Here is a 20,073-nt window from a genome sequence, read left to right on the forward strand (position 1 = left end):
GGCGTTTTTGCTTTTTACTGTAGGAGCGAGCTTGCTCGCGAAAAACCAGAGAACGCCGCGTTAAACCAGATGCGCGGCGTTAGCGTTAACGATCTTCGCGAGCAAGCTCGCTCCTATCGGTCTCGGCGGCAGGTTCAACCAGCTCCAGGCTGATGTTGTTCTGCGCGTTGATCTTGCGATACAGCTCAGCATCAGTCTCCAGGACCTTCTCCCGAGCCGGGAAGATCTCGTGCAGCTTGGTCGCCCACTCACCGGCAGCTTTCTGCGGGAAGCAACGCTCGATCAGGTCCAGCATGATCGACACCGTCACCGAAGCGCCTGGGGAGGCACCCAGCAGCGCTGCCAGTGAACCGTCCTTGGCCGCGACCAGCTCGGTGCCAAATTGCAGCACGCCGCCTTTCTTCGGGTCCTTCTTGATGATCTGCACCCGTTGGCCGGCCACTTCCAGGCGCCAGTCTTCAGCTTTGGCTTCCGGGTAGAAACGACGCAGGGATTCCAGGCGCTGCTCCATCGATTGCATCACTTCGCTGACCAGGTACTTGGTCAGGTCCATGTTATCGCGGGCCACAGCAAGCATCGGGCCGATGTTGCCGGCGCGAACCGACAGAGGCAGGTCGAGGAACGAGCCGTGCTTGAGGAACTTGGTGGTGAAGCCGGCGTATGGCCCGAACAGCAGGGATTTCTTGCCGTCGACTACGCGGGTGTCCAGGTGCGGCACGGACATCGGCGGCGAGCCCACGGCAGCCTGGCTGTAGACCTTGGCCTGGTGGTGCTTGACCACTTCCGGGTTGTCGCAACGCAACCACTGGCCGCTGACCGGGAAACCGCCAAACCCTTTGCTTTCTTCGATACCCGAGGCTTGCAGCAGCGGCAGGGCCGCGCCACCGGCGCCGAGGAACACGAACTTGGCGTCCACTTCGCGGCTGTTGCCGCTGTTGACGTCCTTGATGCTCACGGTCCAGCCCGCACCGTTACGCTTGAGGCCGGTCACGCGCTTGCTGTACTTGACCTGGGCGTCCGGGGAGCTGGTCAGGTGAGCGAGCAACTGGTTGGTCAGGGCGCCGAAGTTGACGTCGGTGCCGTTCATCACGCGGGTGGCCGCGATTTTTTCGTCAAGCGGGCGGCCCGGCATCATCAGTGGCATCCACTCGGCCATCTCGTTGCGGTCTTCGGTGTAGTGCATGTCCGAGAACGCATGGTGCTGGCTGAGGGTTTCAAAGCGCTTCCTGAGGAACTCCACGCCTTTTTCGCCCTGCACGAAGCTCAGGTGCGGCACCGGGCTGATAAAGGACTTGGACGAGCCAAAGGTGCCCTTCTTGGTCAGGTAGGCCCAGAACTGCTTCGACACCTCGAACTGGGTGTTGATGTGTACGGCTTTCTTGATGTCGATGGAGCCATCGGCGGCCTGGGGCGTGTAGTTCAGCTCACACAGCCCGGCGTGGCCGGTACCGGCGTTGTTCCACGGGTTGGAACTCTCCGCGGCACCCGAGTCCATCAGCTCAACGACTTCCAGCTTGAGGCCGGGGTCGAGCTCTTTGAGCAGTACGGCCAGGGTGGCACTCATGATGCCGGCCCCTACCAGTACTACGTCGACTGCTTCGTTATGCGCCATTTAACGCGTCTCCAAAATCTGCAGCACCAAATTGACGGCATGGCTGCCAGGAGTGACGGGGCGGTTCACGTGTTGCCCCAGGGTACCCATGGCCAGGATCGCCATGTCCGTTTCGCAATTCTTTGCAACTTCAGCGCACGCTTCCTGCCCGGCCTGATCTGCCTATGAACGCATTCATGGGCGGCTGTGGCAATTCGACTTATGGTCAAAGCGTGCGATTCGTGCAATCAATCCGTAGCGGACAGGCTCAAGCTCCGGTGTTTGCGGAGTACTCGGGCCTGTGTGGTTGGGCTGTTCCAGACGCTGATGGTGCTTGTACAAACGCCAAACTATTCATTTGCTCGCCACACTCTTGTGAAGTTGTGAAAACCCGTTTTTTTCACGCTCTTTTGAAGACGTGAACCTCAAAAAAGGGCTACCCCGGCCTGGCACCTGGCCCGCAAACCTCTGCCGACACGCGGCAAAACGGGCAAACAACTCAAGTGGCCGAGCGCAATGGCAGCTCTGGCAGATTCGGTAAAGGCGGGTGGTTTGCAAAGGAAACAGCAAGCGCGCCAGCTTCACTCGATCTGTGTGGGCGGCTCTCTGTGGGCGATTCTTGGGGGTTAATACCGAGGCATTAACGATGCTGCGAGGCCCGATCAGGAGACGTCCTTATAATCGGGGGGAGATTGTAGCGAAGAACGTCAGGGAAATGGACGTGTTTTATGACTTTTATTAGGCGTTCGGTCAGGCGGCCAACGCCTGGTGGCGGGACGACCGCGCCTGGCGTGGGCTTACACGGGCGCGGGCCGGCAATGGATGATGCATCCAGCTCAGGCGAATTTCTTCGATTTCCACCCAGCCTTCGCCGACGGGAGGCTGGCAGCACTCTTTGAAGGCCTGGCAACGGCCTTGCGCATCGAGCAGGGCAAACTGGCGAAGGGCGGGCTTGCGCGTAAACAGCGACCAGAGAAAATGCATGGCGATAGACCTCCTAAGATTGGGGCCAAGCATGCCCGTCGGGGATGACGAGCGGATGTAACGGCTATTACATATCGGTGACAACGAACCGCCGCCGGGGCGCCCGGTCATAGGTTGTAACTGACGCTAGTTCCCTGCGGGCGCGCCCCGCTATACTGCCCGCCTGTCGGTACCTGATTTCTGGAGAGAAGCGCATGTTGCAACGCCTGTTGTTCGGTTTGATCACTGTGACCAGCTTGACCCTGGTTGGCTGCGCCAACAGCCCGCAGCAACTGAGCCCGGAACCGAAAATCACCACGCAACTGGCCCCGGTGGGCCACGGCCAGCCGGTGTCGGTACGGGTGGTGGACGGTCGTCCTTCGCCGACACTCGGTTCGCGCGGTGGCCTGTACCCGGAAACCGCCCTGGTGTCGGTGAACGCTCAAGACGTGCTGCCCAAGCTGCAAGCCCAGGCCGAAGCAGCTGTGCGCCTGCTGGGGTTCACCCCCAGCCCCAACGCGCCGGGCGCTCCGCAGTTGACGATCACCCTGGCCGAATTGAAGTATCAGTCGCCTAAAGACGGTCTTTACGTGACCGAGGCGTCCATTGGCGCCACCTTCAAGTCCGACGTCACCGCCGGCACTCGTCGCTACAGCGGCCGTTACGGTGCTTCGCTAAACCAGCGTTTCGGCATGTCGCCTAACCAGGAAACCAACACCAAGCTGGTCAGCGACGTCCTGAGTGACGCCTTGACCCGCCTGTTCAAGGACCCAAGCATCGGTTCATTGCTCAGCGCGCAGTAACCGCTCAAACAAAAAAACCGGGCTCAGCGATGAGTCCGGTTTTTTTATGCCTTCAGTTTCACGCGGCCGTGTCGATACAAAAGTCCAGCATGCTCACCCCCGTCAACAGATCGGCCTCCGGCAAGTCCGCATGCTGGTGCCCGCCAAGGGCGCAATACACCAGCCAGTGGCGGTCCTGCACGTTGAACGCGAGGCCGCCGATCAGCGCCTCTTGCTCGTCGCTTGGGGCTATCAGATACAGCCGATCCTGGTTGTGCGCGTGCAGCATGACAAGCTCCTGAATGTTCGAAGGGCAACAGAGTGGCTTGTTAAGGTGACGTTCAGGTGACGCCGTAAATTACTGGATACATTAGCCGTCCATGGGAGAGGGAGCGGTTTGGCGCTGGCTGCCACTACCGTTCAGGTTGATATCTGACCGATACCCAGACACCGTTTCACCCGAGGTTTGCGATGGCGCTGCCCGCACTGTTGATCAATGTTGTGGCTTTATTGGTGGCCTGCCCAGGCGCAGCGCTGCTGTTCATCACCCGCCTGCGCCAGCAACGCGCCATGGCTGATCTGGCTGCGCAAAGTGAAGAGCGCGCAATTGACCAGCCCATGCTGTTCCTGGATGTGCGCACCGAGCGGGCGAATCGTGTGGCTTACCGCATTGGGTTCGCCTGCCTTGGGTTGGCGCTGGCTATTTCCTGGCTCAGCACCCGAATCTAAAAAACCGCCGCTCCCACATTTTTTTGATCGGTGGTTACAGCGGGATTCCAGCCTTGACCCGATACTGATTGCGCACTGGCGTCGCGTATTGCACCACCAGGAACGGCCGGTGCTCGGCCGGGCATTCGCTCAGGCGCCGCTCCCACTCTGCCTTTGCCTTGGCCAGTTCGTCCGCCGGGAACACGTCGGCCGCCTTTGGCACCTGCAACTGCGGGTCGGCATCGCTCCATTGGGCGTAGGCCAGGTAGTGCACCGGGAACAGCCGATAGCCGCCGAGAATCTGCCGATCCATTTCCACGGCCAGCACTTTGGTGTCTTCGAAGCGCTCGGTAATCGGCGGTGCAAAGTTGATATGTACACGGCCTTTGTAGCCAGTGATGCCCAGGGCAATACTGACGTCATCTTCGCCCGGTGCCTTGACGTAGGTGCCGGTGGTGGCGCGAATATACAGCTCACGTGCTTTGGCGGCATCGCACGGGTCGTACTCGTAGCTGATGGACACCGGCGTCAGGTTAAGTGACTGGATCACCTCAGCAAACGGCTCGTCCTTGCGGCTGACATGGAACATCTTGAGAATCGCCGACTCGGTGCGGTCATCCCCATCCTTGGCGCGGCCTTCGGCCTGGGCGATCCAGATCGACTGGCAGTCGTTGCGGATCGAATGGTTGATGTAGGCCGACAGCAGGTTGAACGCCGCCATTTTCTCCTTTCGCCCGGTGATCGAGCGGTGCACGATGAAGCTCTTGTTCAGGCGCATCAGGTCGCTGACAAATGGCTTTTGCAGCAGGTTGTCGCCGATGGCGATGCGTGGCGTCGGCAGGCCGGCGTGGTAGACGGCATAGTTGACAAAGGCCGGATCCATCACGATGTCGCGATGGTTGGCCAGAAACACATAGGCAGTGCCCGATTTGAGCTGTTCCACGCCGGTATAGGTCACGCCGTCGGTCGCCCGGTCAATGGTGTGGTCGACGTAATACTCGACTTTGTCCTGCAGCGTGGCCACGGTGGTGACACCGGCGAACTCACGGCGCAGTTTGCGCGCGATCATCGGCTTGAGCAGCCAGCCAAGAGTGCCGGCAAAGCGCGGGAAGCGGAAGTGGGTCAGGATGTCCAGAAAGGCCTTGTCACTGAACAGCCGTGCCAGCACTGCCGGGACTTCGCTGTCGTTGTAAGGTCGGATGGTATCGAATTCGCCCATCATGCTCTCTTGTTAGAAACGGCTAGGGTAAGTAAAGGAAATACCAGGGTGTGGCCCAGGTAATTGACCCGGCCGGAAAATAGCCCTGTAAATAGACCGGCGATTATACGCACAAGTCACTTGGGAGACTGCGATGCTGGAAACTGCGCTGTACGATTGTCCTTATTGTGGTGAAGCGGTAGAGACCGCGGTGGATCTATCCGGCGGTGATCAGACGTACATAGAAGACTGTCAGGTGTGTTGCCGACCGATTATTTTCAACCTGCAGGTCCATGGTGAAGAGTGGATGCTCGAAACCCGCAGTGAAAACGAATAACAGGTACGCCCATGCAGCGAATCTACGAACCGGAAAACCTGATGGAAGGCGAGCTGCTGCAACAAATGCTTGCCAGCGAGGGCATCGAGGCGCACCTGGTAGGGCGCCATTTGCTCGGCGGTACGGGGGAGTTGCCGATCTTTGGCCTGCTGGGGCTGGAAGTGGCTAACGACCGGGCGGCTGAAGCCCGCGAGCTGATTACCGCCTATATCGGCGCGCAACCCCTGCCCGGCGATGAACCCGACAGCTTCCCTGACGTATTGGTCTGTTAGGCTGTCGGTCGGTTTACCCAAGAGTCGTGTTAGCCCATGTGTGGACGTTATGCCCTGTTTCGCTGGAACCCTACCTTTGCTGCCTTGCCTGGCTTCCCGGCCGACCAGCAGGCCCAGTGGAACATCTCCCCGAATGATTCGGTGCTGATCCAGCGCCAGAACGAAGGCCAGCGCACCCTGGCCCGGGCGCGCTGGGGCCTGACGCCGCCCTGGCTGACGGACCTTTCCCGCACGCCGGCCCATGCCCGTGCCGAAACCCTGGCCGAACAACCGATGTTTCGCGAAGCGTTTCGCCAGCGCCGTTGCCTGCTGCCGGCCAACGGTTTCTATGAATGGCGCGGCACCCAGCGCAAACGCCCGTACTGGCTGACGCCGGGGGAGGGCTCCACCTTGTTTTTTGCCGCGATCTGGGAGGCATACCCGGTGCAGGAGCAGGTGTGGCTGAGCACGGCAGTGGTGACCCAGGCCGCCCAGAGTCAGCGCCGGCCGTTGATTCTGGATGCGGCGGGGCAAGCCGCCTGGCTCGATCCCGAGACGCCCTTGCATGTGTTGCAAGGCTTGTTGGCCAGTGAGCCGGTCGCGTTGCGCGAGCGGGTCCTGGCCAACATGGTCAATGATCCCAAGCTCAACGGGCCGGAGTGCCTGACCCCGGCCTGAGCCTGAGGCCGATTGCTCGCTGAATTGTCGGATGTGTGAGATGTATCCGAAATTCATCGGTTACGCGTCTGGTGTATCTGGCGCCGATACAAATGAGCGCCTACGATACGCGCCATGTTTTCAGGGCGTCTTTTCAGGGAGAGTGTATTGATGAAGAAATCATTGGCGGTAAGTGTATTGGCTGCGGCGATGCTGCTGGCCGGGTGTCAGTCGGTCAACACCACCAGCGGCGGCGCCGTCGGGGTTGAGCGCAAGCAGTATATGTTCAGCATGCTGTCGAGCCAGGAAGTCGACCAGATGTACGCCCAGTCCTACCAGCAGACCCTGGGCGAGGCCAGTAGCAAAGGCCAGCTGGACAAGACCAGCGCCAATGCCAAGCGCGTGCAGGCGATCGCCAATCGCCTGATCGCCCAGGCGCCCACCTTCCGCCCGGATGCGGCGCAGTGGAAGTGGGAAGTGAACCTGATCAAGAGCGATGAGATGAACGCCAACTGCGGGCCTGGCGGCAAGATTTTCGTGTACAGCGCGTTGATCGACAACCTCAAGCTCACCGATGATGAACTGGCTGCGGTGATGGGCCATGAAATCGCCCACGCCTTGCGTGAGCACGGCCGCGAAGCCATGTCCAAGGCCTACGGCATCGAGATGGCCAAGCAGGGCGCCGGTGCGCTGTTCGGCCTGGGCCAGGACAGCCTGGCGCTGGCCGATACCGTGGCCAACTACGGCATGACCTTGCCCAACAGCCGCAGCAATGAAAACGAAGCGGACCTGATCGGTCTGGAACTGGCGGCTCGCGCCGGCTACAACCCGAACGCGGCCATCACGCTGTGGAACAAGATGGCCAAGGCTTCGGAAGGCGCGCCGCCTGAATTCATGAGCACTCACCCGGCCTCCGACAGCCGGATCGCCTCGTTGCAGGCGGCGATTCCGAAGGTGATGCCGCTCTACCAGAAGGCCAAGAAGTCCTAAGACTTCAACTACAAGTAGCAAGCCTCAAGCTGCAAGAAAAAGCACTGCTTCTTCCTGCAACTTGAGGCTTGAAGCTTGCAGCTAGATCCAGCCACTGCTCTGCATGGCCTTGTACACCGCCACGATGGCCAGGACAAAAAACGCCGTAGCCGCCAGTCGACGAATCAACGTCAGCGGCAGTTTCTCCGCCGCAAAATTCCCCGCCAGAACCACCGGTACGTTGGCAATCAGCATGCCCAGGGTGGTGCCGATAATTACCAGCCACAGCTCCGGATATTGCGCCGCCAGCATCACCGTGGCGATCTGGGTCTTGTCCCCGATTTCCGCCAGGAAGAATGCAATCAGTGTGGTCAGGAACGGCCCGAACTTGCGGGAGGTGCTGGCTTCGTCATCGTCGAGTTTATCTGGCACCAGGGTCCACAGCGCGGTGGCGCAGAAGCTGGCCGCGAGAATCCAGTGCAATACCGCATCCGAGAAGAAACTTCCGAACCAGGCCCCCACGGCACCGGCCGCCGCATGGTTGGCCAGGGTCGCGGCAACGATGCCGGCGATGATCGGCCAGGGCTTGCGAAAGCGTGCGGCAAGGATGAGCGCGAGCAGTTGCGTCTTGTCGCCGATTTCGGCCAAGGCAACGATTGCGGTAGGAACGAGTAATGAATCCAGCATCAGGTAGGCTTCCAGGGGCGGGTCGACACGGCTATGACACGTACAGCCTTCCCGCCCCGGGTAAGGTGTGCGTGTCATAGGTCTTGTCAAACCCCGGTCCGTCTGTGCGGACTCCTGGGTCGCATACGCCATGGCCTGTTGACCAAGTATGTTGACGTATGCCGGACGAGCGTGGCGCTCGTGGGAGACTACTCCCCTAGGACGGAGCGGATTCTGCCTAGGCAAAATCCATTCGGCAAGCCTTCTTTTTCAAATAGCCATCAGCCTCGCTTGGCGCGGTAGATGCGAAAACCATTGCCCTCGGCCTTGACTGCACACACGCCCAGGTGCTCCTCGATCAACGGCTGGTATTTCAGGAAACTGTTGGCAACCAGGCGAAGTTCGCCACCTTTTGCCAGATGTTTCGCCGCTTTTCGCAGCAGGTTCTCGGTGGCGAAATAGTCGGTGTGCACGCCGACATGGAACGGTGGGTTGCTCAAGATTGCATTCAACCCCATCGGCGCGGCGTCGATGCCGTCACCGGTCAATACCTCCGCTTCCAGGCCGTTGGCGGCCAGGGTCAAGCGGCTGCTGGCGGCGGCGAAAGCATCCACATCCAGCATCGTCACGGTATTGTGCGGGTAGCGACGTTTGACCGCCGCCCCCAGTACACCAGCGCCGCAACCGAAGTCGAGCAAATGGCCGCTCGGCAGTTTGTCCAAGTGCTCCAGCAATAACTCGGTGCCGCGATCCAGACGGCCGTGGCTGAACACGCCCGGCAGGCTCACCACCTTCAGCGGTCCCTCCGCCAGGGGCACCTCAAACACCTGCGCCAGGCTCTCCAGCTCGACCGCTTGCGGCGCGTTGGCCACGGTGATTTGCCACAGCTGGCAATGCCGCGCGCTGTCGAGCTTGCGTGGTTTGCCGAAGGGAATCATCTGTTTGGCGGCACTTTCGATACCGCCTTTTTTCTCCCCCACCAGGAACAGCTCGGCGCCGGGCAGTCGCGCTGCCACGGCGTTGAGCAGGTAGTCGGTGAGGTCCTTGGATTTGGGCAGGAAGATCACTGCCGCATCAAACCCACGCTCGGGCACGTTCACGCCGAATTGGCTGCGCTCCGGGAAGCGTGCTTCGAGCGCCGCCTGGTCGCCGGCATGCCAGCACCAGCCGTGGGCGTTGGGCAGCCGACCCAGCAGGTCATCGGCGGGCAAGCCCACCAGCAGCAGGTTGCCTTGAAAAAGTTCGGCCTGACGAAGCAGTACTTCACTGCGCGGATCCATGGTCTGCTCCTTGAAAAGGGGCGCAGTTTATCAACTGACGACGCGCAGCGGGGCGCCGCTGAAAAAGCCCCGGGCGTTTTCTGCCAGTTGGCCGACGATACGCTGGCGCGCTTCACGGCTGCCCCAGGCATTGTGGGGCGTGACGATCAATCGAGGAATATCGCCGGCCAGCAACGGGTTGCCATTGACCGGAGGCTCAACACTCAGCACATCGGTCGCTGCGCCGCCCAAGTGGCCGCTGCGCAAGGCATCGACCAGGGCTTGTTCGTTGATCAAACCACCACGGGCGGTGTTGACGATAAACGCGCCGGGCTTGAGCAGCGCCAATTCACGGGCGCTGATGAGGTCACGGGTGTGTTCATTGAGCGGGCAGTGCAAGGTGAGTGCGTCCACCTGCGCCAGCAATTCATCCAGCGGCACGCGGTCGGCACGGGCAGGGCGCCCGGGAATCGCGCCGAGTAGCACGCGCATCCCGAAGGCTTCGGCCAGGCGCGCCACGGCACTGCCCAACTCGCCATGGCCCAGCAGGCCGAGGGTCTTGCCTTCCAGCTCGACAATCGGGTGGTCCAGCAGGCAGAACTGCTTGGCCTCCTGCCATTTGCCGGCAGTCACATCCCGCTGATAGTCCTTCAGCCGCGTCGCCAGGTTGAGCAACAGCATGATCGTGTGCTGCGCCACCGACGGTGTGCCGTAGCCCTGGCAGTTGCTCACGGTGATGCCATGGGCGCGGGCGGCTTCCAGGTCAATGTTGTTGGTGCCGGTGGCCGAAACCAAGATCAACTTGAGTTCCGGGCAGGCCGCCAGGGTTTCGCGATTGAGTGGGATTTTGTTACTGATCGCCACCTGCGCGCCTTGCAGGCGCTCGACCACATTCTGCGGCGTGGTGCCCGTCAACAGCTGCAAGTCGCTGAAACTGTCCCGCAACTCGCTGAGGTCGAGGTCGCCCAGATCCAGGGAGGGGTGATCAAGGAAGACGGCGCGGCGATTGTTCGTCATCAACTGTACCTTTTGCGACAGGGTTCGAAGGCGTAATCTGCCGAGCCTATCAGATGAAATAATCCGTTACTTAATGGAGTGAGTATGTACGCCGCCGAGTTTTTGACCGTAGCCCTGATTCACTTGCTGGCGGTGGCCAGCCCCGGCCCGGATTTCGCGGTGGTAGTGCGCGAGAGTGTGACCCACGGCCGCCGCGCCGGAACCTGGACTGCGTTGGGCGTGGGCTCGGCGATTTTCCTGCACGTGGGCTATTCGTTGCTCGGCATCGGCCTGATCGTGTCCCAGTCCATCGTGTTGTTCAACGCACTGAAATGGGCGGCCGCCGCCTACCTGCTGTACATCGGCTTCAAGGCCCTGCGCGCCAAACCAGCCAAGCCTGCCGCCGAGGGCGAGTTGCACCGCGAAGCGGGCGAGCGTACCCCGCGTGGCGCGTTTACCGCAGGCTTCGTCACCAACGGCCTGAACCCCAAGGCGACGTTGTTCTTCCTGTCGCTGTTCACCGTGGTGATCAACCCGCACACGCCGCTGGCGATCCAGGCCGGTTACGGCGTGTACCTGGCGGTGGCGACGGCGTTGTGGTTCTGCCTGGTGGCCATGCTGTTCAGCCAGCAACGCGTGCGCGCGGGTTTTGCGCGGATGGGGCATTGGTTTGATCGGACCATGGGAGCGGTGTTGATTGCGATTGGGGTGAAGTTGGCGTTTACCAGCGTGAAATAGGGCGGATGCTGGCGCAAAGCTAGCATTTGCGGCGGTCTGCAAATCATTCCTTTGGCTGATTTAGCTGAAACATAACCTCTCTACAGTGCAGGTCTTCAAGCCAAGACCGTGCAGTCATAAAAGGGATTCGTATGTTGCAGACCCGTGTTATTCCGCCCGCCGAAGGTGCGTATCAATACCCGCTGTTGATCAAGCGCCTGTTGATGTCCGGTACCCGTTACGAGAAGACCCGGGAAATCGTCTACCGCGACAAGCTGCGCTACACCTACCCGACCTTGATCGAGCGGGTCGCGCGCTTGGCTAACGTGCTCACCGAAGCCGGGGTCAAGGCCGGTGACACGGTGGCGGTGATGGATTGGGACAGTCATCGTTACCTGGAATGCATGTTCGCCATCCCGATGATCGGCGCGGTAATCCACACCATCAACGTGCGCCTGTCGCCGGAACAGATTCTCTACACCATGAACCACGCCGAGGACCGCTTCGTACTGGTCAACAGCGAGTTCGTGGGGCTCTACCAGGCCATTGCCGGGCAGCTCACCACCGTCGACAAGACCCTGCTGCTCACTGACGGCGAAGCCAAGACCGCCGAGCTGCCCAACCTGGTGGGTGAGTATGAAACCCTGTTGGCTGCCGCCAGCCCGAAGTACGACTTCCAGGACTTCGACGAACACTCCGTCGCCACCACCTTCTACACCACCGGCACCACCGGTAACCCCAAGGGCGTGTACTTCACCCATCGCCAGCTGGTGCTGCACACCATCGGCGTGGCGACCATCATGGGCAGCGTCGACAGCGTGCGCCTGCTGGGCACCAACGACGTGTACATGCCGATCACGCCGATGTTCCACGTGCATGCCTGGGGCCTGCCGTATGTGGCGACCATGCTCGGCCTGAAACAGGTCTACCCCGGCCGCTACGACCCGGAATACCTGGTGGAGCTGTGGCGCAAGGAGAAGGTCACCTTCTCCCACTGCGTGCCGACCATCCTGCAAATGGTGCTCAACGCCAAGGCCGCCCAAGGCGTGGATTTTGGCGGTTGGAAAATCGTCATCGGTGGCAGCGCCCTCAACCGTACGCTGTATGAGGCGGCAAAGGCTCGTGGGATTCAACTGACCGCCGCGTACGGCATGTCCGAGACCGGTCCGCTGGTGTCCTGCGCCCACCTCAACGAAGAACTGATGGCCGGCACCGAGGACGAGCGCATCACCTACCGCATCAAGGCCGGTGTGCCTGGGCCATTGGTGGAGGCGGCGATCATGGACGCTGAGGGTAACTTTCTGCCCGCCGACGGCGAGTCCCAGGGCGAGTTGGTCCTGCGCGCGCCGTGGCTGACCGAGGGTTATTACAACGAGCCGCAGAAGGGCGCTGAGCTGTGGGCGGGCGGCTGGATGCACACGGGCGACGTGGCCACCCTCGATGCATTTGGCGTGATCGATATTCGCGACCGCATCAAGGATGTGATCAAGACCGGCGGCGAGTGGATCTCCTCCCTGGCCCTCGAAGACTTGGTAAGCCGTCACCCGGCGGTACGCGAAGTAGCGGTGGTGGGCATCGCCGACCCGCAGTGGGGCGAGCGCCCGTTTGCGTTGTTGGTGGTGCGTGATGGCCATGAGATTGGGGCTCGCGAGCTCAAGGAACATCTCAAGCCTTTTGTCGAATTGGGCCATTTGAGCAAGTGGGCGATTCCGAGCCAGATTGCCGTTGTTACGGAAATTCCCAAGACCAGTGTCGGCAAGCTCGACAAAAAACGTATCCGCGTTGACATCATTGAATGGCAGGCCAACAACAGCACCTTCCTGTCCACCCTCTGAGCTGATTTGCCGTGCCCTCGTGGCACGGCGATGCTCTATCTCGCGCCTTCACTTGTGATTTGCCAATTTTCAGCCATCCTTGCCGCGTCGGCCTTCGCCGACATGGCGAAAGGACTGTGGCAGACGGGTTGGTGATGCAAATCACACTTTAGAGGGATCAAGCGGTACCCCCTGCTGGCTATAGTCCCACCCAGAGTTTTTCAAGGATGCGTCGCTTCGGGCCATGGAGGTTCAGTTGCCAGGCGGCATTGGAATCGTTGTATTCCGGCCGTTACAAGCATCACAGAAAGAACTCACTGCCATAACAATAATGCACATGGAGTAGCGTCGATGACCTCAGTAAACCAGTTCTGGCGCCGGGCAAGACTGCCCCTGGCCGTCAGTCTCGCCTCTACGCTCGCCGGGCCCGCATTCGGCGTCAGTTTCAATATCGGTGAAATCGAAGGGAGTTTTGACTCGTCGCTGTCTGTGGGGGCGAGCTGGTCGACAGCCAAGCCCAACCGTGACCTCATTGGCGTCAACAATGGTGGCAAGGGATTGTCCCAGACCTCCGATGACGGCCACTTGAACTTCAAGCGTGGGGAAACGTTTTCGAAGATATTCAAGGGTATCCACGATCTGGAACTGAAGTACGGCGATACCGGTGTGTTTGTGCGCGGCAAGTACTGGTATGACTTCGAACTCAAGGATGAAAGCCGTGAGTTCAAGGACATCAGCGATAACAACCGCAAAGAGGGCGCCAAGTCTTCTGGTGGGCAGATTCTTGATGCGTTTATCTACCACAACTATTCCATTGCCGATCAGCCCGGCAACGTGCGGTTCGGCAAGCAGGTAGTGAGCTGGGGTGAAAGCACCTTCATCGGCGGCGGCATCAACTCCGTCAACCCGATCGACGTGTCCGCATTCCGTCGTCCGGGTGCCGAAATCAAGGAAGGCTTGATTCCGGTCAACATGTTCTATGTGTCGCAAACCCTGACCGATAACTTGTCGGCAGAAGCGTTTTATCAGTTGGAATGGGACCAGACCGTTACGGATAACTGCGGGACGTTCTTCTCTCAGCCTGATGTTATTTCCGATGGCTGTACGGACAACCTCCGACTGCTCAGCAAACGTTCGTTCCTCGCGACTCAGCCTGGCGCGTTACCGCTGCTGAACAACTTTGGGGTCAACGTTAACGAAGAGGGCGTGCTGGTCAAGCGTGGGCCTGATCGTGATGCGCGCGACAGTGGTCAATTCGGCGTGGCGTTTCACTATAACTACGAACCGCTGGACACCGAGTTCGGCGCCTACTTCATGAACTATCACAGCCGGGCTCCGATTTTCAGTGCGCGGGGGGCGTCGGCTGCGACTTATGCAGCGGCCAACTCTCTGACACCTACGCCGGCGGTGGGCCTGCGTCCGCTCATTGTCGCGGGTAACTCCAGCTACTTTGTCGAGTACCCAGAGGATATCCGCCTTTATGGCTTGAGCTTCTCCACGACGTTACCTACCGGCACGGCATGGAGCGGAGAACTCAGCTACCGACCAAACGCTCCGGTGCAACTCAATACCACTGACATCCTCTACGCGGGCGTCACGCCGCTGATTGGTCTGGGCGCTGCTTCTCCGCTCAAGGGTGCTGCCGACACGGACCTGAACGGCTATCGCCGTAAGGAAATCACTCAGTTCCAGACAACCTTCACGCACTTTTTCGATCAGGTCATGGGTGCCAGTCGTCTTACGCTGGTCGGCGAAGTGGGCGTGACGCATGTGGGGGGCTTGGAAAGCCGCGACAAAGCGCGTTACGGGCGTGACCCTGTGTACGGCCCTGGACAAGGTGCTCTCTGTGCAACGCTTAACTCCGGCACGATCACCGGTGCCGGTCCTGGTGCCGATGCCAGCAACCGTACGGCTAACTGCAACAATGATGGCTTCACCACCTCCACTTCCTGGGGCTACCGTGGCCGCGCAATCTGGGAATACCCGGATGTCTTTGCCGGTGTGAATCTCAAACCCAACGTGGCGTGGTCCCATGACGTGAGCGGTTATTCGCCAGGTCCTGGTGGCAACTTTGAAGAGGGTCGCAAAGCGGTGAGCCTGGGGTTGGATGCTGAGTATCAGAACACCTACACAGCGAGCCTTGCCTATACCAACTTCTTTGGGGGCGACTTCAATACCTCGAGTGACCGCGACTTCGTCGCCCTGAGCTTCGGCGCGAACTTCTAAGCACACTGTATTTTCAGGAAGACCAGAACATGAAAATAACCAAAAGTCTGTTGCACGTGGGTGTGCTTGGACTGTCGATCCTGGCGAGCAATGTCATGGCGGCAGTGTCGGCGGATGAAGCCGCCAAGCTGGGCACGACCCTGACACCGATGGGTGCGGAAATGGCCGGTAACGCCGCCGGCACCATCCCGAAATGGTCGCCGATGCCGACCAACGCCGGCGCCGTGGATGCCAAAGGTTTCCTCGCCAACCCTTACGCCAGTGAGCAGCCGCAGTTCACCATCACCGCGCAGAACGTCGAGCAGTACAAAGACAAGCTGGCACCGGGGCAGTACGCGATGTTCAAGCGTTACCCGGAAACCTTCAAGATGCCGGTCTACCCAACTCATCGCGGCGCTACCGTGCCGGCCGATGTGTTCGCATCCATCAAGAAGAACGCCACCACCACCAACCTGGTGTCTGGCGGCAACGGCCTGGAGAACTTCGAAACCGCCATACCGTTCCCTATCCCGAAAAGCGGTGTGGAAGTGATCTGGAACCACATCACCCGTTATCGCGGTGGCAGCGTGACTCGTCTGGTGACCCAGGCCACGCCGCAAACCAACGGTTCCTACAGCCTGGTGTACTTCCGCGACCAGTTCGTGTTCCGCGACAAGATGAAGGACTTCGACCCGAAAAACCCAGGCAACATCCTGTTCTACTTCAAGCAGCAAGTGACCGCTCCGGCACGTCTGGCCGGTGGTGTGCTGCTGGTGCACGAAACCCTGGACCAGGTGAAGGAGCCGCGTTCGGCGTGGGTCTACAACGCCGGCCAGCGCCGTGTGCGCCGGGCACCGCAAGTGTCCTATGACGGGCCGGGTACCGCCGCCGATGGCCTGCGGACCTCCGACAACCTCGACATGTACAACGGTGCGCCGGACCGCTACGACTGGAAACTGGAAGGCAAGAAGGAAATCTACATCGCCTCCAACAGCTACAAGATCGACGATCCGAAGCTCAAGTACGCCGACATCATCAAGGCCGGCCACATCAACCAGGACCTGACACGCTACGAGCTGCGCCGTGTCTGGCACGTGGTCGCCACCTTGAAGGAAGGCCAGCGCCATATCTATGCCAAGCGTGACTTTTACATCGACGAAGACACCTGGCAAGCCGCAGTGATCGACCACTACGACGGCCGTGGCCAACTGTGGCGCGTTGCCGAGGCCCATGCCGAGAACTACTACGACAAGCAAGTACCGTGGTACGCCCTCGAAACCCTCTACGACCTGCAGTCCGGCCGTTACCTGGCACTGGGCATGAAGAACGAAGAGAAACAGGCCTATGACTTCGGCTTCACCGCCACCACCAGCGACTTCACCCCAGCGGCCCTGCGCCAGGAAGGTGTTCGCTAAATTCCACTAGCGCCTCAATATGGGAGGGGGCTTGCCCCCGATAGCGATGTGACAGTCAGCGCATGCATTGACTGATCCGCCTCTATCGGGAGCAAGCCCCCTCCCACTTTTTGTTTGTGGCGATATTTCTTGTCTCAGTTCTTTTTCAGGCAAATGTTGCAAAGATCTACAAACTCGCCGCTTTTACCGCTAGTCTGCGGTCATCTGCAATGCCGACAACAGCCTTCTACAAGAGCCCGGCGATGACTGATCTGTCCCGAATCCAAGGGCCCGCCAGTGCGGTAATCCCGACCCTGGAAGGCCGCTTCTACAGGCCTCCTCTACCCGACGGCTACGTGCTGCGCCCGCGGCTGTGTGAACGGCTGAGCGCCGGCCTGGAAGGGCGGTTGCTGCTGGTCAGCGCACCGGCTGGGTTCGGCAAGAGTTCGTTGGCGGTGGAGTTCTGCCAGGGCCTGCCGGCTCACTGGCAAAGCCTGTGGCTGGGCCTGAGCCCCCGGGACAACGAGCCCGGGCGTTTTCTTGAGCGTCTGCTCGAAGGGTTGCAGCACTACTTCCCGTCACTCGGCACCCAATCCCTGGGCCTGCTGAAAATGCGCCAGCGGCACCAACCCTTTGCATTTGAAGAATGGCTCGATGGTCTGCTCGATGAGCTGACCGTGCACCTGTCGACCCGTGCGCCTTTATTGCTGGTGCTGGATGACTACCATCTGGCCCAGGGACCGGTGCTGGACCGTTGCCTGCAGTTTTTCCTCAACCATTTGCCCGATGGCCTGGTGCTGCTGGTCACCAGCCGCCAGCGCCCGGACTGGCATCTGGCGCGCTTGCGGTTGTCACGGCATTTGCTGGAGTTGCACGAGCAAGACCTGCGCCTGACCCATGCCGAATCCCAGGCCTTGCTGGATCGCCACAGCAACTCCTTGAGTGGTGAAGCCCTCGACAACCTCATCCGCCGCAGCGAAGGCTGGGTGGCCGGCCTGCGCTTTTGGTTGCTGGCGGCCTCCGAAGCCGGCAACGAGGACGCCCTGCCGCAAAGCCTGCACGGTGGGGAAGGGCTGATCCGCGATTACCTGCTGGAAGAAGTGATCGACTGCCTGCCACCCGAAGTGCAAGCGTTCCTGTTCGACACCGCGCCCCAGGACCGTTTTTGCAGCGAGTTGTGCGATGCCGTGCGCGAAGCTCATGACAGCGCCGAGATCCTGCGTTACCTGCAAGCCCACCAGGTGTTCCTGGTGCCCTTGGACGAACAGGGGCATTGGTACCGTTATCACCATTTGTTCTCCGACCTGCTGCGCACCCGCCGCGCGAGCAGCAATGTATTGCCGGCCGCCAGCCTGCACCTGCGCGCGTGCCGTTGGTTCAACGCCCAGGGCTTGATCGACGAGGCGGTGGAGCAAGCATTGCGCGCCGGGCACCTCGACGTGGCGGCCAACCTGGTACAGAACCTGTCCGAAGAACAACTGCTGGCCGAGCAGAATGTCGGCATGTTGCTGCGCTGGAAAATGGACTTGCCCGACAGCCTGCTGATCAGCACGCCGCGTCTGATTGTGCTGTACAGCTGGGCATTGGGGTTGGCCTGCCAGTTGGATGCGGCGGAGGAGTTATCCGCGTACCTCAGTCGCTTCCTGCCGGCGCCCTCGGCCACTGCACAGCGCTCGATGCTGGCCCAGTGGCTGGCGCTGAGCGGGATTATCGCCCGCGGCCGAGGTGAGCGTGAGTTGACTCAGCGCTATTGCAGCGAGGCGTTGGAAAGCCTGCCGCAACGGCGTTACGGCCAGCGCCTGGTGTGCCTGTCGACCCTGTCCAACCTGGCCATCGCCGATGGCGATTTGTGGCGCGCCCGTGGCCTGAACCGTGAATCCCTGGAACTGGCGCAGCGCGTCGGCAACCCATTGTTCGAAGCCCTGGCCCATTACGACCGTGCACGGGTGTTACAGGCCCGTGGCGAAATCCTGCGCGCCCTCGATGAGGTGCGCCAGGGTCAGCAGCGCCTGCACGGCCTGGCACCGCAGCGACTGTATGCGGTGCGTGCGCGGCTGTCGCTCTACGAAGGCTACTTGCTGTTGGTGCGTAACCAGTCCGAAGCCGGCATCGCCCACCTGCGCGCGGGCGTGGCCGAGGCGCGGGCCTGTCGCGATATCAGCGTGCTGATCGGCCATTGCGTGATCGCCAGCTTCGAAGGGCGGCGCCATGACTTTCCCAGAGCCTTCGCCGAACTCGCCGAAGCCGAGCGTTTGATGCATATCTGGGATGTGCCGCCGATCTACTACCTGGCGATGATTACCCTGATCAAATGCGAACTGTGGCTGGCCCAAGGCCGCACCGACCTGGCGGATGCCTGGCTGACGCGGCTGGGCCAGACCTACAACGGCGAAAAAGCCGCCGCTGCACCGGAATTCCACCCGCACCTGCCGCAACATATCGGGCTGCAACAAGCCGCCCTCGATGCCGTGCGCCATCAGCCCCAGGCGGCGCTGGAGCGGCTTGAAGAATTGGCGCAACAGGCCCGCAACAGCGGGCGCCAGATGATTGCTCTGATGGCGCTGACCCAGCAGGCCCAGTTGCTGCTCGAGTGCGGTCAGGAAGCCAGGGCGCGGCCGGTGCTGGCCCAGGCGTTTGAGGCGGGCGCCGGGGGCGCGTTACAGCCGTTCCAACGCTTGTTGGACGGGTATCCGGACTGGATGCGCGAGCAATTGGGCAAAGACCCGCAAGGTCCGCTGCACCAGAGGCTGCTCGCACTTCTCCCGGCGGTTGTGACGCCCGAGGTCACGACCAGCCACGAAACCCTGAGCACGCGCGAGCTGGCGGTCTTGCAACTGATCGCCCAAGGCTGCTCTAACCAGGAGATCAGCAACCAGCTGTTTATCTCCCTGCACACCGTCAAGACCCACGCCAGCCACATCAACAGCAAACTTGGGGTGGAGCGGCGCACCCAGGCCGTGGCGCGAGCCAAGGCGATGGGCTTGCTGGCGTAAGTGCTGGGCGGTTTACGGTGCCGTCGGGCACTGGCCGGCTGACCTGTCGACCGCCTGCCTGACCTGAGCGGCAAAGCGCTTGATATTGTTTTGATGGGCGAGCACCACGTCATCGATGCTCGGCCCGGCGGGCGACTGCAATGTGGTCCGGCAGGTCAGCGGCGGGCGCTCGGTGCCGCCGGCCGGGCGTAGGCGCCATTTGACGTCGAGCAGCGCGTACTGGCCGGGTACGGAGTCAAAGCGCTGTACTTCAAGACGCAGCAACATCGATTGCCGAGGTTTGCTGTTGGCCAGTTGGTCCACCAGCGCACTCCTCAACTCATCCGCGAGGCTCGCGGCCCACCACTGGGTTTCCAGGATCGCCACGCCACTGTCGCCCTGGCGGATCACAATCTGCGGTCGGTCGACCTGGGGTGGAACGGTGATGCTTTCAATCCGGAGGGTGCCTGCGTCGGCTCCAGTGGCCGTATTCCAGTGCGCCGGGGTCAGCGTATGAAAGGTAATCGGAGTACTGCTGCACGCCGCCAGCAACATGAACATGCCGATCAAGGTGATTTTCAACGGAAACGTCAT

General features: G+C 60.9%; 19 protein-coding genes and 1 riboswitch. Of the genes, 11 read left to right on the plus strand and 8 right to left on the minus strand.

The genetic code is table 11. The features are described 5' to 3' along the window. Positions 1 to 85: 85 nt before the first annotated feature. The gene (mqo, locus tag FBY10_RS01620) at positions 86 to 1,612 is read right to left on the minus strand and encodes a malate dehydrogenase (quinone) (protein ID WP_131698408.1); all 1,527 of its coding nucleotides are present in this window, start codon (positions 1,610 to 1,612) and stop codon (positions 86 to 88) included. A gap of 729 nt (positions 1,613 to 2,341) precedes the next feature. Continuing rightward, on the minus strand, positions 2,342 to 2,575 hold the full coding sequence (locus FBY10_RS01625) for a hypothetical protein (protein ID WP_145335326.1): 234 nt from the start codon (positions 2,573 to 2,575) through the stop codon (positions 2,342 to 2,344). A 194-nt stretch (positions 2,576 to 2,769) separates the two neighbouring features. Between FBY10_RS01625 and FBY10_RS01630 the strand changes: the two genes are divergently transcribed. Beyond that, a complete protein-coding gene (locus FBY10_RS01630) occupies positions 2,770 to 3,357 on the plus strand; it encodes a YajG family lipoprotein (protein ID WP_131698406.1) in 588 nt (195 codons plus the stop codon). Positions 3,358 to 3,415: 58 nt separating this feature from the next. On the opposite strand, the gene FBY10_RS01635 is transcribed toward FBY10_RS01630, so the two are convergent. Then, positions 3,416 to 3,625: a hypothetical protein gene (locus tag FBY10_RS01635; protein ID WP_090409383.1), complete on the minus strand. Its 210-nt coding sequence runs from the start codon at positions 3,623 to 3,625 to the stop codon at positions 3,416 to 3,418. Between the two features lie 182 nt (positions 3,626 to 3,807). Between FBY10_RS01635 and FBY10_RS01640 the strand changes: the two genes are divergently transcribed. Then, positions 3,808 to 4,065, plus strand: coding sequence for a hypothetical protein (locus FBY10_RS01640; protein ID WP_131698405.1), 258 nt, complete (start codon positions 3,808 to 3,810; stop codon positions 4,063 to 4,065). A gap of 34 nt (positions 4,066 to 4,099) precedes the next feature. On the opposite strand, the gene FBY10_RS01645 is transcribed toward FBY10_RS01640, so the two are convergent. Beyond that, the gene (locus tag FBY10_RS01645) at positions 4,100 to 5,263 is read right to left on the minus strand and encodes a 1-acyl-sn-glycerol-3-phosphate acyltransferase (protein ID WP_178116709.1); all 1,164 of its coding nucleotides are present in this window, start codon (positions 5,261 to 5,263) and stop codon (positions 4,100 to 4,102) included. A gap of 133 nt (positions 5,264 to 5,396) precedes the next feature. Here FBY10_RS01645 and FBY10_RS01650 point away from each other — a divergent pair, with 133 nt between their 5' ends. From FBY10_RS01650 to FBY10_RS01665, 4 genes are all read left to right on the plus strand, one after another. Continuing rightward, positions 5,397 to 5,579, plus strand: a complete 183-nt coding sequence (locus FBY10_RS01650; RefSeq protein ID WP_027604787.1) for a CPXCG motif-containing cysteine-rich protein — start codon at positions 5,397 to 5,399, stop codon at positions 5,577 to 5,579. An 11-nt stretch (positions 5,580 to 5,590) separates the two neighbouring features. Beyond that, positions 5,591 to 5,851, plus strand: coding sequence for a putative signal transducing protein (locus FBY10_RS01655; protein WP_131698403.1), 261 nt, complete (start codon positions 5,591 to 5,593; stop codon positions 5,849 to 5,851). A 36-nt stretch (positions 5,852 to 5,887) separates the two neighbouring features. Further along, on the plus strand, positions 5,888 to 6,508 hold the full coding sequence (locus FBY10_RS01660; protein ID WP_131698402.1) for an SOS response-associated peptidase: 621 nt from the start codon (positions 5,888 to 5,890) through the stop codon (positions 6,506 to 6,508). A 150-nt stretch (positions 6,509 to 6,658) separates the two neighbouring features. Further along, positions 6,659 to 7,477: a M48 family metallopeptidase gene (locus FBY10_RS01665; RefSeq protein ID WP_131698401.1), complete on the plus strand. Its 819-nt coding sequence runs from the start codon at positions 6,659 to 6,661 to the stop codon at positions 7,475 to 7,477. 81 nt (positions 7,478 to 7,558) lie between these two features. Here the strand turns inward: FBY10_RS01665 and FBY10_RS01670 are convergent, their stop codons facing one another. The 3 genes from FBY10_RS01670 to FBY10_RS01680 all read right to left on the minus strand — a co-directional run bounded on the left by FBY10_RS01670 (position 7,559) and on the right by FBY10_RS01680 (position 10,398). Then, positions 7,559 to 8,143: a TMEM165/GDT1 family protein gene (locus FBY10_RS01670; RefSeq protein WP_092487038.1), complete on the minus strand. Its 585-nt coding sequence runs from the start codon at positions 8,141 to 8,143 to the stop codon at positions 7,559 to 7,561. Positions 8,144 to 8,232: 89 nt separating this feature from the next. Further along, a riboswitch (yybP-ykoY riboswitch) is annotated at positions 8,233 to 8,352 on the minus strand. A gap of 51 nt (positions 8,353 to 8,403) precedes the next feature. Further along, entirely contained in the window at positions 8,404 to 9,402 is a 999-nt protein-coding gene (locus tag FBY10_RS01675; RefSeq protein ID WP_145335324.1) for a class I SAM-dependent methyltransferase, read from the minus strand. Between the two features lie 30 nt (positions 9,403 to 9,432). Next, positions 9,433 to 10,398, minus strand: a complete 966-nt coding sequence (locus FBY10_RS01680; RefSeq protein ID WP_145335322.1) for a 2-hydroxyacid dehydrogenase — start codon at positions 10,396 to 10,398, stop codon at positions 9,433 to 9,435. An 84-nt stretch (positions 10,399 to 10,482) separates the two neighbouring features. On the opposite strand from FBY10_RS01680, the gene FBY10_RS01685 reads away from it, so the two are divergent. From FBY10_RS01685 to FBY10_RS01705, 5 genes are all read left to right on the plus strand, one after another. Continuing rightward, positions 10,483 to 11,115 carry a LysE family translocator gene (locus FBY10_RS01685; protein WP_131698398.1) on the plus strand — a complete coding sequence of 211 codons (633 nt, stop codon included), beginning with the start codon at positions 10,483 to 10,485 and terminating at the stop codon, positions 11,113 to 11,115. 131 nt (positions 11,116 to 11,246) lie between these two features. After that, entirely contained in the window at positions 11,247 to 12,929 is a 1,683-nt protein-coding gene (locus tag FBY10_RS01690; protein ID WP_131698397.1) for a fatty acid--CoA ligase, read from the plus strand. A gap of 330 nt (positions 12,930 to 13,259) precedes the next feature. Continuing rightward, complete coding sequence (locus tag FBY10_RS01695; RefSeq protein WP_131698396.1) at positions 13,260 to 15,134, plus strand: DUF1302 domain-containing protein; 1,875 nt, start codon at positions 13,260 to 13,262, stop codon at positions 15,132 to 15,134. Positions 15,135 to 15,163: 29 nt separating this feature from the next. After that, positions 15,164 to 16,528 carry a DUF1329 domain-containing protein gene (locus FBY10_RS01700; RefSeq protein WP_131698395.1) on the plus strand — a complete coding sequence of 455 codons (1,365 nt, stop codon included), beginning with the start codon at positions 15,164 to 15,166 and terminating at the stop codon, positions 16,526 to 16,528. Between the two features lie 242 nt (positions 16,529 to 16,770). Then, a complete protein-coding gene (locus FBY10_RS01705; RefSeq protein WP_145335320.1) occupies positions 16,771 to 19,500 on the plus strand; it encodes a LuxR C-terminal-related transcriptional regulator in 2,730 nt (909 codons plus the stop codon). 12 nt (positions 19,501 to 19,512) lie between these two features. On the opposite strand, the gene FBY10_RS01710 is transcribed toward FBY10_RS01705, so the two are convergent. After that, entirely contained in the window at positions 19,513 to 20,073 is a 561-nt protein-coding gene (locus tag FBY10_RS01710) for a membrane integrity-associated transporter subunit PqiC (protein ID WP_131698393.1), read from the minus strand.

Origin of the sequence: Pseudomonas sp. SJZ103, from assembly GCF_007828335.1 — a bacterium.
Taxonomy (GTDB): Bacteria; Pseudomonadota; Gammaproteobacteria; order Pseudomonadales; family Pseudomonadaceae; genus Aquipseudomonas.

Excerpts from the sequence above, each read along its gene's own strand:
- mqo (WP_131698408.1), bottom strand. The coding sequence starts at position 1,612 with ATGGCGCATAACGAAGCAGTCGACGTAGTACTGGTAGGGGCCGGCATC.
- FBY10_RS01625 (WP_145335326.1), bottom strand. The coding sequence starts at position 2,575 with ATGCATTTTCTCTGGTCGCTGTTTACGCGCAAGCCCGCCCTTCGCCAG.
- FBY10_RS01630 (WP_131698406.1), top strand. The coding sequence starts at position 2,770 with ATGTTGCAACGCCTGTTGTTCGGTTTGATCACTGTGACCAGCTTGACC.
- FBY10_RS01635 (WP_090409383.1), bottom strand. The coding sequence starts at position 3,625 with ATGCTGCACGCGCACAACCAGGATCGGCTGTATCTGATAGCCCCAAGC.
- FBY10_RS01640 (WP_131698405.1), top strand. The coding sequence starts at position 3,808 with ATGGCGCTGCCCGCACTGTTGATCAATGTTGTGGCTTTATTGGTGGCC.
- FBY10_RS01645 (WP_178116709.1), bottom strand. The coding sequence starts at position 5,263 with ATGGGCGAATTCGATACCATCCGACCTTACAACGACAGCGAAGTCCCG.
- FBY10_RS01650 (WP_027604787.1), top strand. The coding sequence starts at position 5,397 with ATGCTGGAAACTGCGCTGTACGATTGTCCTTATTGTGGTGAAGCGGTA.
- FBY10_RS01655 (WP_131698403.1), top strand. The coding sequence starts at position 5,591 with ATGCAGCGAATCTACGAACCGGAAAACCTGATGGAAGGCGAGCTGCTG.
- FBY10_RS01660 (WP_131698402.1), top strand. The coding sequence starts at position 5,888 with ATGTGTGGACGTTATGCCCTGTTTCGCTGGAACCCTACCTTTGCTGCC.
- FBY10_RS01665 (WP_131698401.1), top strand. The coding sequence starts at position 6,659 with ATGAAGAAATCATTGGCGGTAAGTGTATTGGCTGCGGCGATGCTGCTG.
- FBY10_RS01670 (WP_092487038.1), bottom strand. The coding sequence starts at position 8,143 with ATGCTGGATTCATTACTCGTTCCTACCGCAATCGTTGCCTTGGCCGAA.
- FBY10_RS01675 (WP_145335324.1), bottom strand. The coding sequence starts at position 9,402 with ATGGATCCGCGCAGTGAAGTACTGCTTCGTCAGGCCGAACTTTTTCAA.
- FBY10_RS01680 (WP_145335322.1), bottom strand. The coding sequence starts at position 10,398 with ATGACGAACAATCGCCGCGCCGTCTTCCTTGATCACCCCTCCCTGGAT.
- FBY10_RS01685 (WP_131698398.1), top strand. The coding sequence starts at position 10,483 with ATGTACGCCGCCGAGTTTTTGACCGTAGCCCTGATTCACTTGCTGGCG.
- FBY10_RS01690 (WP_131698397.1), top strand. The coding sequence starts at position 11,247 with ATGTTGCAGACCCGTGTTATTCCGCCCGCCGAAGGTGCGTATCAATAC.
- FBY10_RS01695 (WP_131698396.1), top strand. The coding sequence starts at position 13,260 with ATGACCTCAGTAAACCAGTTCTGGCGCCGGGCAAGACTGCCCCTGGCC.
- FBY10_RS01700 (WP_131698395.1), top strand. The coding sequence starts at position 15,164 with ATGAAAATAACCAAAAGTCTGTTGCACGTGGGTGTGCTTGGACTGTCG.
- FBY10_RS01705 (WP_145335320.1), top strand. The coding sequence starts at position 16,771 with ATGACTGATCTGTCCCGAATCCAAGGGCCCGCCAGTGCGGTAATCCCG.
- FBY10_RS01710 (WP_131698393.1), bottom strand. The coding sequence starts at position 20,073 with ATGACGTTTCCGTTGAAAATCACCTTGATCGGCATGTTCATGTTGCTG.